At 31.8% G+C, this 12,780-nt stretch carries 14 protein-coding genes and 1 pseudogene; 12 read left to right on the forward strand and 3 right to left on the reverse strand.

Annotated elements, in window-relative coordinates; all coding sequences use genetic code 11:
- Positions 1 to 842 (forward strand): annotated as a pseudogene (locus QZ260_RS05160) (TonB-dependent receptor); the annotation flags it as partial.
- A gap of 222 nt (positions 843 to 1,064) precedes the next feature.
- On the opposite strand, the gene QZ260_RS05165 reads toward QZ260_RS05160, so the two are convergent.
- Entirely contained in the window at positions 1,065 to 1,760 is a 696-nt protein-coding gene (locus tag QZ260_RS05165; protein WP_295983551.1) for a class I SAM-dependent methyltransferase, read from the reverse strand.
- Positions 1,761 to 1,781: 21 nt separating this feature from the next.
- Between QZ260_RS05165 and QZ260_RS05170 the strand changes: the two genes are divergently transcribed.
- Positions 1,782 to 2,273 carry a YkgJ family cysteine cluster protein gene (locus tag QZ260_RS05170; protein ID WP_295983553.1) on the forward strand — a complete coding sequence of 164 codons (492 nt, stop codon included), beginning with the start codon at positions 1,782 to 1,784 and terminating at the stop codon, positions 2,271 to 2,273.
- 27 nt (positions 2,274 to 2,300) lie between these two features.
- Positions 2,301 to 3,131: a sterol desaturase family protein gene (locus QZ260_RS05175; RefSeq protein WP_295983556.1), complete on the forward strand. Its 831-nt coding sequence runs from the start codon at positions 2,301 to 2,303 to the stop codon at positions 3,129 to 3,131.
- A gap of 9 nt (positions 3,132 to 3,140) precedes the next feature.
- Here QZ260_RS05175 and QZ260_RS05180 read toward each other — a convergent pair whose 3' ends face one another.
- Positions 3,141 to 3,536: a DUF2721 domain-containing protein gene (locus QZ260_RS05180; RefSeq protein WP_295983559.1), complete on the reverse strand. Its 396-nt coding sequence runs from the start codon at positions 3,534 to 3,536 to the stop codon at positions 3,141 to 3,143.
- Positions 3,537 to 3,604: 68 nt separating this feature from the next.
- Between QZ260_RS05180 and QZ260_RS05185 the strand changes: the two genes are divergently transcribed.
- The 6 genes from QZ260_RS05185 (at position 3,605) to QZ260_RS05210 (ending at position 9,929) form a co-directional block, all read left to right on the forward strand.
- Positions 3,605 to 4,876 (forward strand): DUF2851 family protein, encoded by a 1,272-nt coding sequence (locus QZ260_RS05185; RefSeq protein ID WP_295983563.1) that lies wholly within the window; start codon positions 3,605 to 3,607, stop codon positions 4,874 to 4,876.
- Positions 4,877 to 4,912: 36 nt separating this feature from the next.
- Positions 4,913 to 5,140 carry a PspC domain-containing protein gene (locus QZ260_RS05190; protein ID WP_295983564.1) on the forward strand — a complete coding sequence of 76 codons (228 nt, stop codon included), beginning with the start codon at positions 4,913 to 4,915 and terminating at the stop codon, positions 5,138 to 5,140.
- Complete coding sequence (locus QZ260_RS05195; RefSeq protein ID WP_295983566.1) at positions 5,137 to 6,156, forward strand: potassium channel protein; 1,020 nt, start codon at positions 5,137 to 5,139, stop codon at positions 6,154 to 6,156. The genes QZ260_RS05190 and QZ260_RS05195 overlap by 4 nt, the downstream gene beginning before the upstream one ends.
- Before the next feature lie 106 nt (positions 6,157 to 6,262).
- Positions 6,263 to 7,864 (forward strand): alanine/glycine:cation symporter family protein, encoded by a 1,602-nt coding sequence (locus tag QZ260_RS05200; protein WP_295983569.1) that lies wholly within the window; start codon positions 6,263 to 6,265, stop codon positions 7,862 to 7,864.
- A gap of 7 nt (positions 7,865 to 7,871) precedes the next feature.
- Complete coding sequence (locus QZ260_RS05205) at positions 7,872 to 8,759, forward strand: helix-hairpin-helix domain-containing protein (RefSeq protein ID WP_295983571.1); 888 nt, start codon at positions 7,872 to 7,874, stop codon at positions 8,757 to 8,759.
- Complete coding sequence (locus QZ260_RS05210) at positions 8,760 to 9,929, forward strand: acyl-CoA dehydrogenase family protein (protein ID WP_295983572.1); 1,170 nt, start codon at positions 8,760 to 8,762, stop codon at positions 9,927 to 9,929.
- Between the two features lie 423 nt (positions 9,930 to 10,352).
- Here QZ260_RS05210 and QZ260_RS05215 read toward each other — a convergent pair whose 3' ends face one another.
- Positions 10,353 to 10,832, reverse strand: coding sequence for a hypothetical protein (locus QZ260_RS05215; protein WP_295983575.1), 480 nt, complete (start codon positions 10,830 to 10,832; stop codon positions 10,353 to 10,355).
- 334 nt (positions 10,833 to 11,166) lie between these two features.
- Between QZ260_RS05215 and rpsU the strand changes: the two genes are divergently transcribed.
- The 3 genes from rpsU to raiA all read left to right on the forward strand — a co-directional run bounded on the left by rpsU (position 11,167) and on the right by raiA (position 12,701).
- The gene (gene rpsU, locus QZ260_RS05220) at positions 11,167 to 11,361 is read left to right on the forward strand and encodes a 30S ribosomal protein S21 (protein ID WP_295983576.1); all 195 of its coding nucleotides are present in this window, start codon (positions 11,167 to 11,169) and stop codon (positions 11,359 to 11,361) included.
- Between the two features lie 110 nt (positions 11,362 to 11,471).
- A complete protein-coding gene (locus tag QZ260_RS05225) occupies positions 11,472 to 12,362 on the forward strand; it encodes a tyrosine-type recombinase/integrase (RefSeq protein WP_295983579.1) in 891 nt (296 codons plus the stop codon).
- Between the two features lie 36 nt (positions 12,363 to 12,398).
- The gene (raiA, locus tag QZ260_RS05230) at positions 12,399 to 12,701 is read left to right on the forward strand and encodes a ribosome-associated translation inhibitor RaiA (protein WP_295983581.1); all 303 of its coding nucleotides are present in this window, start codon (positions 12,399 to 12,401) and stop codon (positions 12,699 to 12,701) included.
- Positions 12,702 to 12,780 lie beyond the last annotated feature (79 nt).

Below are 12,780 nucleotides of genomic sequence, written 5' to 3' on the forward strand. Positions count from 1 at the left end.
AACAAGATGATTTAACACTAGATTTGGGGGTCTCTTTATATTATTTAAATGATAAAGAGTCGGGCGATAATAATTTATATATATATCCAAACATTACCGCAACGTATAGATTGGTAAACGATGTGTTGATTGCTTACGGAGGAATTCAAGGAGATTTAATTCAAAATTCTTATTACGATTTTGCCAAAGAAAACCCTTTTGTATCACCAACACTATCTATTGCTCCAACAGATCAATTGTATAATGCCTATGTTGGTTTAAAAGGAAAACTGTCTAGTAATATGAGTTATAATGTTAGTGGCCGTTATTTAGCAGATAGAAATAAAGCACTTTTTAGAAATAACGAGATAACTTTAACAAACGAAAATTACACTTATGGAAACTCTTTTGGAATGGTGTACGATGATGTTGATACCTTTGGAGTAGCTGGGGAGATTAATGTTGATGTTAATAGAAATTTCAAGTTAGGAATAAAAGCAGAATATTTTAGTTATAATACTGATGACGAAGCCGAAGCATGGAATTTACCAGACATTAAAGGCTCACTATTTTTAGATTATCAAATCGATGAACATTGGTTTGCAGGTGCTAATCTGTTTTATATTGGCGAACGAAAAGATCAATTTTTCTTAAATGATGGATTAACCATTACATCGCCTTTTACAGTGGTTTTAGACAGTTATTTTGATGCTAATGCTCATATAGGGTATCATATAAACGACCAACTTTCAGTATTTGCAAAAGCGAATAACATAGCTAATGATGCTTATCAGAAATGGCAAAATTTCCCTGTGCAGAGTATTCAGTTTTTAGCAGGAGCTACATATAAGTTTGATTTTTGACACTTGTGTCACCTTGAACTTGTTTAAGAATCTTATAATATAACTTTGGGAGTGTCCCTATCGGGTCAGGTATGCAGTTTATCCTGAGCAGATTCTTAGAGTTTCAAGTCCGCGCTCGTGAATCACTGTGGGCTTTCCTCTATCCTTAACACAGTCTTGTCTAAAAGGATATTATGTAATGTGTGAAATCGTGAAAATTCTCAGAGTGCGTTTAACAATAGGTTAGCTTAATTTTGCCAAATAATCAAAATGGGCACCTTCAAAAACCAATTCACATCGTAATCCAAGCGTTTCACAAGCCAACGTTAAAGTTTCAAAATCTAAATACAACCATTTCATTGGCGCTTCTTTTTCACCTTTATAAGACAAAAAGTAATCTAGTTCACCATAGTAGCTAGAGTTCATGTCCATCCAATAACCACCATCTTCATCTTCGTACATATACTTAATATCCGAAGAATCAATTAAAATTTGTCCATTTGGGTTTAATAAACTCTTTAGGTGCGATAAGTATTTAGAAACTTGCGTCAATTCTTGAAAAATTCCCGTTCCATTCATTAAGAGAAGAATAGTATCAAAAGTTTCAGCTTCATCTAATATATTTAAAATATCTGCTCGTAAAACACCACGTTGTTTACTTACTTCAATGGCGCCTTTTGATGTGTCAATAGCTTTAACTTTAAAACCCTTTTTCTGTAAATAGATGCTATGACTTCCGGAGCCACATCCCACGTCTAAAACACTGCCTTTCGCAAGTTTCAAGGCTTTTTGTTCCAATCTGGGCATGTCTTTATAATCTCGAAACAAATAGGGAATTGGTAGCACATCTTCATCAGAAATATTGGTTGATGTTGTGATGTCTTCAGAATAGTTTCCGTTTTGAAAATCCAATAAAGCTTTTCCGAAAAGATCTTTCATTTAAAATGTTATTTTTACACCATGCAAGACATCATTAATAATCTTCCAAAGCTGGCCAAAGATAAACATAACGAGAATAAAAAATTCTTCGCGAAGCTAAAAAAGAAACCACCAAAAAATTTGGATTATATCATGCAAGAGCTGCATGAAGAAGAATTCGAACGTACTGATTGTTTGAAATGTGCTAACTGTTGTAAAACTACTGGTCCACTATTTACAGATAAAGATGTTGATAGAATTGCGAAACATTTCAGAATGAAAACACAGCAATTCATAAGTCAATACTTGCGTGTTGATGAAGATAATGATTTTGTATTACAAGGCGTACCATGTACATTTTTAGGAGCAGATAATTATTGTTCTATTTATGATGTGCGACCGAAAGCATGCAGAGAATTTCCGCATACCGATAGAAAAAAGTTTCAGCAAATATCTAACCTCACTTTAAAAAATGTTGCGATGTGTCCTGCGGCATTTAATATTGTAGAGGATATGAAGAAAAGAATAAAATAATTATCTTTATAACAAAAATTCACTCATTTGGAAACCATTTTAAGATATTTCGAAACGATTCCGCCACTTTATCGCGGTTTAATTATTGTTGGCGGTTTGACCTTCTTTTGGATTATAGAAGGTATTGTGCCTTTATTTGGAGTTAATTACAAAAAATGGAAACACGCCGTACCTAACATATTTTTCACATTAACAACAATATTGGTTAATCTTCCTTTAGCATTTTTGTTTTTAAGATCATCAGATTGGGTGGTTGCTAATAACTTTGGTGTTTTAAATTGGCTTCCAGAAATGCCAATATGGTTGTATGGTATTTTAGGAGTCTTTTTGATAGATTTCATCGGAGCCTACTTGCCACATTTAATAGAACATAAGGTTAAACCATTATGGATGGTACATTTAGTGCACCATTCAGATCATCATGTAGATACAACCACGGCGAATAGACATCACCCTTTAGAAAGTCTGATTCGTTATGTTTTTACGCTTTTAGGTATATTTATAATTGGGACACCTATAGCCCTTGTTTTTTTGTATCAATCGTTATCGGTTGTAGCAACACAGTTTAATCATGCCAATATAAAATTACCTAAAAAGATAGATTATTTATTAAGTTATATTATTGTTTCACCAGATATGCACAAGGTTCATCATCATTACAAAATGCCGTATACCGATTCTAATTATGGAAATATTTTTTCTGTTTGGGACAGATTATTCGGTACTTATATGGTGCTAGATACTGATAAAATAGTTTATGGTGTGGATGTTTTTCCAAATGAAGAAGAAAACAGCAATATTAAACACTTATTAAAGCAACCTTTTCAAAAATATAAAAAAGCAACAGTGGTTGATTAAAGTTCAAATTTAACTATTCTCAATATCACTAATATGATGTTCTAGGGCTTCAACTGATATTTGAATTTCTTTGATCAAAAGAGCTAAAGAGACTATAAGTAATATAAGTGCTACTCCAAATACATAAACTGCAACAACATGCTGTTCGATAAAAATTAAAAACATAGTTAATACGCAAAGTAGTAAACTTGAAATCCCTGTAATTTGCATAGCGCGGGTTAAATAAAGGCGTTGTTTTAAGTTTTTTATTTGCTTTATTAGTCGTTCATCTTTTTTTAGTAAATACTTATCATGTAAGTTTCTAATAATAGCGGCATAAGCTATAAACCTATTAGTATAAGCTAGCATAATTAAAGAAATAGCCGAAAATAAAAGTGCTGGGGTAGTAAGAGTTAGTTCTTCCATGATTCAAATTTCTTTTAAATTTCTTCAACTTCAAATAAAAAAGAGTAATATTTTTATATTTTAGTTGCATGCAAGAAGACTTCTTACATTATATCTGGAAACATAAAAAGTTTCGATTTAATAATTTAGAAACAACAACTGGAGAATCTATCGTAGTAACTTCCGTTGGGCAACATAATTTTAATTCAGGTCCAGATTTTTTCAATGCAAAAATTAAAGTTGGAGATCAGCTCTGGGCAGGAAATGTAGAAATTCATATTAAATCTTCAGATTGGTTTGTGCATAGTCACGAACAAGACAAAGCTTATGATAATGTAGTTCTGCATGTGGTTTGGGAAGACGATACGGAAGTGTTTAGAAAGGACAATACACCTATACCAACCTTGCAGCTGAAGGATGTTGTAGATGTTACGATGTTGAATAATTATGAAAAACTATTTGCTAAACAAAACAAATGGATTAATTGTGAAAATGATTTTCCATCAACTGACGATTTTGTTTTAACTAATTGGCTAGAGCGATTGTATCTTGAACGTTTAGAACGAAAATCTGAAACAATAAACACACTTCTGGTAGCATCTAAAAACGATTGGGAATCCGTGTTTTTTAAAATGCTGACTAAAAACTTCGGGCTAAAAGTTAATGGTGAATCGTTTTTTAGTTTAGGGCAGTCCATAGATTTTTCGATAATCAGAAAAACACAATCAAACCCTCATGTTCTAGAAGCTTTTTTATTTGGTCAAGCGGGTTTGTTAAAGCAAGATATTGAAAATGCTTATTACTTAGATTTGAAGAATGAATATAAGTTTCTAAAGCAAAAATTTGGCCTCCAGAATAATCAAGTTTTACCATTGCAGTTTTTTAGATTACGACCGTCAAATTTTCCAACGATTAGATTATCACAATTAGCAAATTTGTATAATAAGCATCAAAACTTATTTTCTAAAGTTATAGAATCAAATAAAGTAGAAGACTTTTATGAACTTTTTAAAGTTTCAACTTCTGATTTTTGGGAAACGCATTACACGTTTCAAAAAACATCTAAAACTTCAATAAAAACATTATCAAAATCGTTTGTAGATTTATTGCTAATCAATACTATTCTGCCCATAAAGTTTTGTTATGCCAAACAAAAAGGAGTAGAAATAGATTCTGAAATCATAAAAATAGCTACGGCAATAACTTCAGAAAAAAACAATATCATTAGTGCATTTAATAATTTAAAAAAAGTATCAAAATCATCTTTAGATTCTCAGGCATTAATTCAACTCAAAACTGAATATTGCGATAAAAATAATTGTTTAAAATGTGCTGTTGGTAATCAATTTTTAAACAGATAAACTTTTACACGAATAAACAAAACCTTAAATTGCAGCATGAACAATATTTACAAACTATTATTGTTTTTTCAGAAACACGGGTATTATGTATGCCAGCGTATTGCAGACCGTTTTGGTATTAGAACCAAAGTAGTTAGAACCTCTTTTATGTATTTAACTTTTGTAACCGTAGGTTTTGGTTTTGCGCTTTATTTGTTTTTAGCTTTTTGGATACGTATTAAAGATTTAGTTTACACAAAACGCTCATCGGTTTTTGATTTATGAACGAACTTATAAAGTTTTTTAGAACAAAAATCTACACAGCCGTTCTACTACTGGTTGTTATTATGCTTATTGGGGTTTTTGGATTTGTCCATATTTCTGGTTATTCTTGGATTGATGCCTTGTACATGACTGTAATCACAATGACCACGGTTGGTTTTGGTGAGGTTGTTCCATTAGACGACCAGTCTAAAATATTTACAATTTTCTTAATTTTAGCAAGTGTTGTAATTGTAGGTTATGCCTTATCTATAATTACGGAATACATTTTAAGTAAGAATTATTCTGAAGAATTAAAACACAAAAAGATGCAAAAAAAGATTGAAAGTTTTAAGAATCACATTGTTATTTGTGGTTACGGAAGAAACGGCAAGCAAGCAGCAACAAAACTTATGGCTTATAAAGAGGAGTTTGTAGTTGTTGAAAAGAATAAAGAAATGGAAGAGCGCATGCAACTTGATAAAGTGCCATATGTAATTGGAAACGCAAATGAAGATGAAATTTTAATAATTGCGGGTGTAGAAAGAGCTTCATGTTTTATTTCAGCATTACCAAACGATGCAGATAATTTGTTTGTAGTACTTTCTGCAAGACAACTAAATCCCAAAATGAATATAATTAGTCGCGCATCAAATGAATCTTCTTATGATAAACTAAAATTTGCAGGAGCAGATAATGTTATTTTACCAGATAAAATAGGAGGAGACCACATGGCGTCATTAGTTGTTGTGCCAGGTCTAATGGAGTTTATAGATAATTTATCTATTGTTGGAAAGTCTAATATCAATATAGAGGAAGTTGCAGTTGAAAAGTTTTATGATTCTAAAAAACCTAAAACTATTAGGGATTTAGATCTTCGCAAAAAAACGGGATGCTCGGTTATTGGTTATAAAGATGAAAATGGTGAATATATGGTAAACCCTGAAGCAGACATGGAGCTTGCTAGACATTCAAAAATTATTGTTCTTGGAAGACCAGAACAAATTGAGGCATTAAATTCTGAGTACAACATCAATTAGTAAATTTGCTATTTTAACTACCATTGTTTTAAATAACCATTTTTTTTTAGCATCTTGCTAGCTTTTAGTAAGAATCTTTCAATAAAAACTAACAAACACAAAGCTTATGAAGAAGTATCTTCTTTCAATTTTTACATTAATAATTCCATTTTTAACATTTGCTCAAGAAACTACTGAACTTGGTTTAGACCAAAAAATAGACCAAGCATTTAAGCCATTCTCTGATGCTGTTTTTGGTGTTATCTTTTTTGAAGTTTTTGGTATTCCATTTGTTTTAATACTCTTAGTTTTTAGTGCGCTATTTTTTACTATTTATTTTGGGTTTCCAAATGTCAGGTATTTTGGAAAAGCAATTAATACTGTAAGAGGTAAGTATGATGAAATTGAAGGAGGACATCAAGCTTCTGAAACATCCATGACTGTGGACGGTGATATTCGTGATACTATTCGTGATGAAAGTCAGGAGGGAGAAGTATCGCATTTTCAAGCACTAGCGACTGCAGTTTCGGGAACGGTTGGTAATGGAAATATTGCCGGTGTAGCTTTAGCTATAGCGCTTGGTGGTCCTGGAGCAACATTTTGGATGATTGTTTGTGGTTTATTAGGAATGTCTTCTAAATTTGTTGAGTGTACACTTGGTGTTCAATATAGAGATGTAGGTGAAGATGGAACCGTTTATGGAGGTCCTATGTATTATATAAGCAAAGGATTAAAAGAAAGAGGTTTTAAAACACTTGGAAAGATTGCTGCAATATTTTTTGCTATTTTCTGTATTGGTGGTTCATTTGGTGGCGGAAATGCGGCTCAATCTAACCAAGCAACTATAGTTTTAAAAGATTTATTAGGATTAGATAATGCTGGAGCAGGATTTTGGATAGGCGTTGTTTTAGCCGTATTAGTTGGAATCATTATAATTGGTGGAATTAAAAGAATAGCATCTGTTACAGAAAAAGTAGTGCCTTTTATGGCAGTTTTTTATCTGTTAGCATGTTTATATATCATTGGGAGTAATTTCTCTTTAGTAGATGATGCTATAGGTTTAATCATAACTGAAGCTTTTAATCCTACAGCTATAGGTGTTGGTAGTTTAATAGGGGTGTTATTAGTTGGATTTAAGCGAGCAGCTTTTTCAAATGAAGCTGGTGCAGGTTCTGCATCAATTGCGCATTCAGCTGTAAAAACAAAATATTCTGCTTCTGAAGGTTTAGTAGCTTTATTAGAGCCTTTTATTGATACTGTTGTTATTTGTACAATGACAGCTTTAGTTATTATTATTTTCAACTTTGGTGGAGAATTTCAATATGGAGGTGATGGTTTAGGTGGTGTAATGATTGATGGTGTATCTTATGAAGGTGCAGGTATTACATCAAAAGCATTTGCTCAATATATTCCTTATTCAAACGTATTTTTAACAATTGCAGTAGTTCTGTTTGCAGTTTCTACCATGATTTCTTGGTCGTATTATGGATTACAATCTTGGAAATTCTTATTCGGTAGAGGTAAAGCAGCAGATTTAGCATACAAAGTTTTATTCTTAATGTTTGTAATTATTGGAGCAGCTGCAAGTATGGGGTCAATCTGGCAATTTTCAGATGCTATGATTTTCGCTATGATATTTCCTAATATGATAGGTTTATTCTTTTTATTCCCAGTAGTGAAAAGGGAATTAAAGAGATTTTTAGATGCTATAAAAGAAGCAAAGGCATAAATATAATATGAAAAATTTTAAATCCCATTTCACGTTTTCTAAAGAACAACGGAATGGGATTTTTTTATTATTAGTCCTTATCGTTGTTTTTCAATGTTTTTATTTTTTTGTCGAATTCCCTGCGGAAGATACTTCAGGTAATAAAGAAGCGCTTTCAGAATTTATTAAAGAAATAGATTCCTTAAGGTTAGTTCAGTTAGAAAAAAACAAACCGAAAACATATCCATTCAATCCAAATTACATTACAGACTTTAAAGGCGCTACATTGGGAATGACTAATGAAGAAATTGATAGACTAATAGCCTTTAGAAAACAAAATAAATGGATTAATTCTTCTAAACAATTTCAGGAAGTTACCAAGGTATCCGATTCACTTTTAAATGCTATATCACCATATTTTAAATTTCCAGAATGGATAACTAATCCCAAGCCTAAAAACAATGCAGTATATATTTATAATAGTAAACCTAAAACCTTCGCTCAAAAACAAGATTTAAATACGGCTACAGCGCAACAACTTCAAAAAGTTAATGGTGTTGGTAAAGTGTTTTCAGATCGCATTATTAAATATAGAAATAAATTTAAAGGTGGTTTTATTGCCGATGTTCAACTTCTAGACGTCTATGGATTAACCTCAGAGGTTATAGAAAAAATTACAAACCAGTTTACGGTAAAAACACCAAAAACGATTCAGCAAATAAATATAAATGCTGCAACCATTGGTGATTTGGTTACCATCCCTCACATAGATTATGATTTAGCACATAACATTATAGAACAACGTCAATTAAGAGAAGGTTATAATTCCATAGATGAATTAACAAAAGTTAAAGACTTCCCTGTAAATAAAATTAAGATAATTGAATTATATTTGCACTTCGAAAAAGAAAAATAAATGAATAGTATGTACTTCACTGAAGAGCATAATCTTTTTAGAAAAAGTCTTCAAGATTTTTTACAAAAGGAAGTTGTACCTCACATCGAAAAATGGGAAAAAACAGGTAATATCGATAGATTTATTTGGAAAAAATTTGGAGACATGGGATTCTTCGGAATCAATTATCCTGAAGCTTATGGTGGTATGGATTTAGATTTATTCTACACTGTTATTCTACTTGAAGAACTTCAAAAAATAAATTCTGGTGGTTTTGCTGCGGCCATCTGGGCACACGTGTATTTAGCTATGACGCATTTACAAGCAGAAGGTGATGAAGCAATCAAACAAAAATATTTAACCCCAAGTATATCTGGCGATAAAATAGGATGCTTATGTATCTCAGAGCCTTTTGGAGGTAGTGATGTGGCAGGCATGCGAACAACTGCGATTAAAAATGGAGACCATTACGTAATTAATGGTTCAAAAACGTTTATAACCAATGGGGTTTTAAGTGACTATTTAATTGTAACCGCAAAAACAACTCCAGAATTAGGGAATAAAGGCATTAGTATATTTGTCTTAGATAGAGATATGGCAGGAGTATCTGCAACCAAACTAAATAAATTGGGTTGGAATGCATCTGATACTGGAGAAATAGCATTTGCTAATGTTAAAGTACCTGTTGCAAACCTTTTGGGTGAAGAAAACAAAGGCTTTTCATATATAATGCAGCACTTTTCTTTAGAGCGTTTAATTATGGGTATTAATGCCCATGCACGAGCAGAGTTCGCGCTAGAGTACGCACTAAAATATATGAGCGAGCGTCAAGCTTTTGGCAAGACTATCGATAAATTTCAAGCTTTAAGACATAGCGTAGCAGATTTATATACCGATATGGAGATTTGTAAATCCTTTAACTATGCAGTAGCCTCCAGATTAGATAAAGGAGAGTACGTTGTTAAAGAAGCAACCATGTCGAAACTAAAGTCTACTAAAATGGCCGATGAGGTTATTTACCAATGCCTTCAATTTTTAGGTGGTTATGGTTATATGGAAGAGTATCCTATGGCCCGTTTATTGCGGGATAGTAGGCTAGGGCCTATAGGTGGTGGTACTTCAGAAATCTTAAGAGAGATTATCGCTAAAATAATAATTGACAAAAAAGAATATCGTCCAGCCACTAAATAATCTATTTGTTTTTTAGCGAAAATTGTATCACAATTTGCTAAAATAATAATTGACAAAAAAGACTACAAGCCAGCTACTTAAATAATTATAATTGTTAGTTACAAGTTGGTCTTTCTTTTGGGCGTTACCCAAGGGTCGGGCTTTTCGTTACAATCTTTTTTGTGCTGAACTTTTTTCAGTATCTCATCAAGTTTTTTACATATAAGAAATGAGTTTCAAATCAAAAACTTATAGTTAAGCACAAAAAAGGATTTTCTCTGCAATCCCTAACGCACTAATTTATGGGCTTATAGTATTAAATTTAAAGTTTTATATATCTTTTGAGGTTCGTTTTACACGTTTTTTGTCTGTATATTTTTTACTTTATCAATTTTGAAATCCATTTCAACACTACGTACCTTGTAAATTATAACACTTTATATGTTATTGATGATAAGCTGTGTTATGAGTCAAGGAACCAGCACAAGTGGCGCAAGCTCCAGCAGATCCAGATCCGCCAATACAACCTTTTCCGCAGGTATAATGCCATACTCCGGCTGAGTTTCGGCTAGGTTCGGCAGTAGGAGGGTTAGCAAAAGGAGCAGAAGAAGTTGGTGTACTATTAGCATTGTTATGATAAGCCGAGTTATGTGCTAAAAGACTTCCACAAGTATTGCAATTTATAGCCGACCCAGCACCTCCAGAGCAACCTTTACTGCAGATATAGTGCCAGACTCCTTTTATATTTTGAGGGGTTTCAAGAGTAACTGGTTTTGGAGTTATAGCATTTGGTGGATTAGTGGGATCTAAAACTTCCAATGGTTTTAAGGTTTCTTGTTTTGCCGCTTTAGTATTTTCATTGCAGGCATAGAAAGAAATGACTGAACTGAATAATAATATTGTAAGTATCTTAAAGTATTTCATAATGATCTTTTTCAAATCTGTGTTAAACAAAGCAAGATAAATTAGATTTTTATGCCCTTTGATTTAAGAGCCTATTCAAAAATTATAATTTATGATGTAAACTTACATTAAAATTTTTATTACTTAGCTCTAGTTGAATATCACCCATTAATAATTAAATGACAAACAATGATTCACAGGTAAAAAACGTTTTAATGTTTTTTTTTACAAAGTCAAATACGGCTTTTCAAATAAAAAAAGCACTTAAAAGAATAGTAATCTGTTGCTGGTAAATTCTAATTTACTTTTTATATTTGCGCCTTGAAAATTCTAAAAGAGAGGAGGTTAAGACACGATGTTAAAAATACCAGTTAAAGAAGGAGAAAATATAGATAGAGCATTAAAACGTTTCAAACGTAAGTTTGTTAAAACAACGATTAAAAATCAGTTGCAAGCGCGTAAGCAGTTCACGAAACCTTCAGTTGCCCGTAGAGTACAAGTTCAAAAAGCGCAGTACATCCAAGGAATAAGAGATGCAGAAGAAGTTTAGTTATTTGCATACTATCAAATCCCGCTATATGCGGGATTTTTTTTGCATCACCATTAAATAAAAGGTTGTACATTTATCTATAACAATATAACCGTTTAACAGTCTAAAATTTGTCTTTTCAATCTTATACAGATTATTTACTTCTAGAAAAAAACTATTCTGTTTTAACAGTAAAGGCCTATCAAAATGATTTGGAAGATTTTTTAGAGTTTATTAAACATGAATATGAAAGTAATTCAATTAACAAGGTTAACTATTCGCAAATAAGAAGTTGGATTGTGTCACTTGTAGAAAATGGCATAGCAAACCGCAGTATAAACCGAAAAGTTTCAGCATTAAATACTTATTTTAAGTTTCTTTTAAAAACAGGCGATATTAATAGCAATCCGCTATCAAAACATCGGGCCCTAAAAACAAGTAAAAAAATTCAAATTCCGTTTTCAGAAGCAGAGATAAAAACCGTTTTAGACGATTTAAATTTTGCTGATGATTTTGACAGTGTACGAGATAAATTTATAATAGAATTATTTTATTCCACAGGTATTAGAAGAATAGAACTTGTGCAACTTAAACTTACTAGTATTGATTTAAATACTAAAACATTAAAAGTATTAGGTAAAAGAAATAAAGAGCGTATTGTTCCATTACTAAAATCTGTAGTGCTAACAGCAGTTAAGTATTTGGAATTGAGGAAGGAGCTAGAGCGTATTTCGGATGCTGATATTTTGTTTTTAACGAAAAAAGGTTATAAAATATATGAAACACTTGTATACAGAACAATAAATGGCTATTTTAGTTTGGCATCATCAAAAGTAAAGAGGAGTCCACATATACTTAGGCACTCTTTCGCTACACATTTGTTAAACCAAGGTGCCGATTTAAATGCTGTTAAAGAGCTTTTAGGACACTCCAGTTTAGCTGCTACACAAGTTTATACGCATAATAGTATAGCCGAATTAAAAAAAGTGCATATAAATGCACATCCAAGAAGTAAAAAATAGTAATAGTAAAATTATTGTCTAACCAAAAAGAAGATTATGAAGGTAAACACACAATCAGTAAATTTTAATGCAGATGAAAAGTTGATAAGTTTTATTCAACAACGAATGGATAAATTGGATATGTTTTATGATAAGGTAATTAAATCTGATGTTTTTTTAAAAGTTGAAAACATGAGTGGTAAAGAGAATAAAATATTTGAAGCTAAAGTAAGTGTTCCTGGTGATAGCTTTGTTGTTAAGAAACAATGTAAAACCTTTGAAGAAGGTGTAGATATGGCAGTTGCATCCCTAGAAAGACAATTAAAAAAGAGAAAAGAAAAATTAAGATCACATTTATAGTAAAATTTCTCAAAAAATGTTTTGAATAAAGTAAAAAATCTATACATTTGCAGTCCGTTAGAAATAACGGGCTTTTTTT

It is taken from the genome of uncultured Algibacter sp., from assembly GCF_905480415.1.
Taxonomy (GTDB): Bacteria; Bacteroidota; Bacteroidia; order Flavobacteriales; family Flavobacteriaceae; genus Algibacter_B.

Excerpts from the sequence above, each read along its gene's own strand:
- QZ260_RS05170 (WP_295983553.1), top strand. The coding sequence starts at position 1,782 with ATGCAAGACATCATTAATAATCTTCCAAAGCTGGCCAAAGATAAACAT.
- QZ260_RS05205 (WP_295983571.1), top strand. The coding sequence starts at position 7,872 with ATGAAAAATTTTAAATCCCATTTCACGTTTTCTAAAGAACAACGGAAT.
- QZ260_RS05190 (WP_295983564.1), top strand. The coding sequence starts at position 4,913 with ATGAACAATATTTACAAACTATTATTGTTTTTTCAGAAACACGGGTAT.
- QZ260_RS05185 (WP_295983563.1), top strand. The coding sequence starts at position 3,605 with ATGCAAGAAGACTTCTTACATTATATCTGGAAACATAAAAAGTTTCGA.
- QZ260_RS05210 (WP_295983572.1), top strand. The coding sequence starts at position 8,760 with ATGAATAGTATGTACTTCACTGAAGAGCATAATCTTTTTAGAAAAAGT.
- QZ260_RS05200 (WP_295983569.1), top strand. The coding sequence starts at position 6,263 with ATGAAGAAGTATCTTCTTTCAATTTTTACATTAATAATTCCATTTTTA.
- QZ260_RS05195 (WP_295983566.1), top strand. The coding sequence starts at position 5,137 with ATGAACGAACTTATAAAGTTTTTTAGAACAAAAATCTACACAGCCGTT.
- QZ260_RS05215 (WP_295983575.1), bottom strand. The coding sequence starts at position 10,832 with ATGAAATACTTTAAGATACTTACAATATTATTATTCAGTTCAGTCATT.
- rpsU (WP_295983576.1), top strand. The coding sequence starts at position 11,167 with ATGTTAAAAATACCAGTTAAAGAAGGAGAAAATATAGATAGAGCATTA.
- QZ260_RS05165 (WP_295983551.1), bottom strand. The coding sequence starts at position 1,760 with ATGAAAGATCTTTTCGGAAAAGCTTTATTGGATTTTCAAAACGGAAAC.
- raiA (WP_295983581.1), top strand. The coding sequence starts at position 12,399 with ATGAAGGTAAACACACAATCAGTAAATTTTAATGCAGATGAAAAGTTG.
- QZ260_RS05180 (WP_295983559.1), bottom strand. The coding sequence starts at position 3,536 with ATGGAAGAACTAACTCTTACTACCCCAGCACTTTTATTTTCGGCTATT.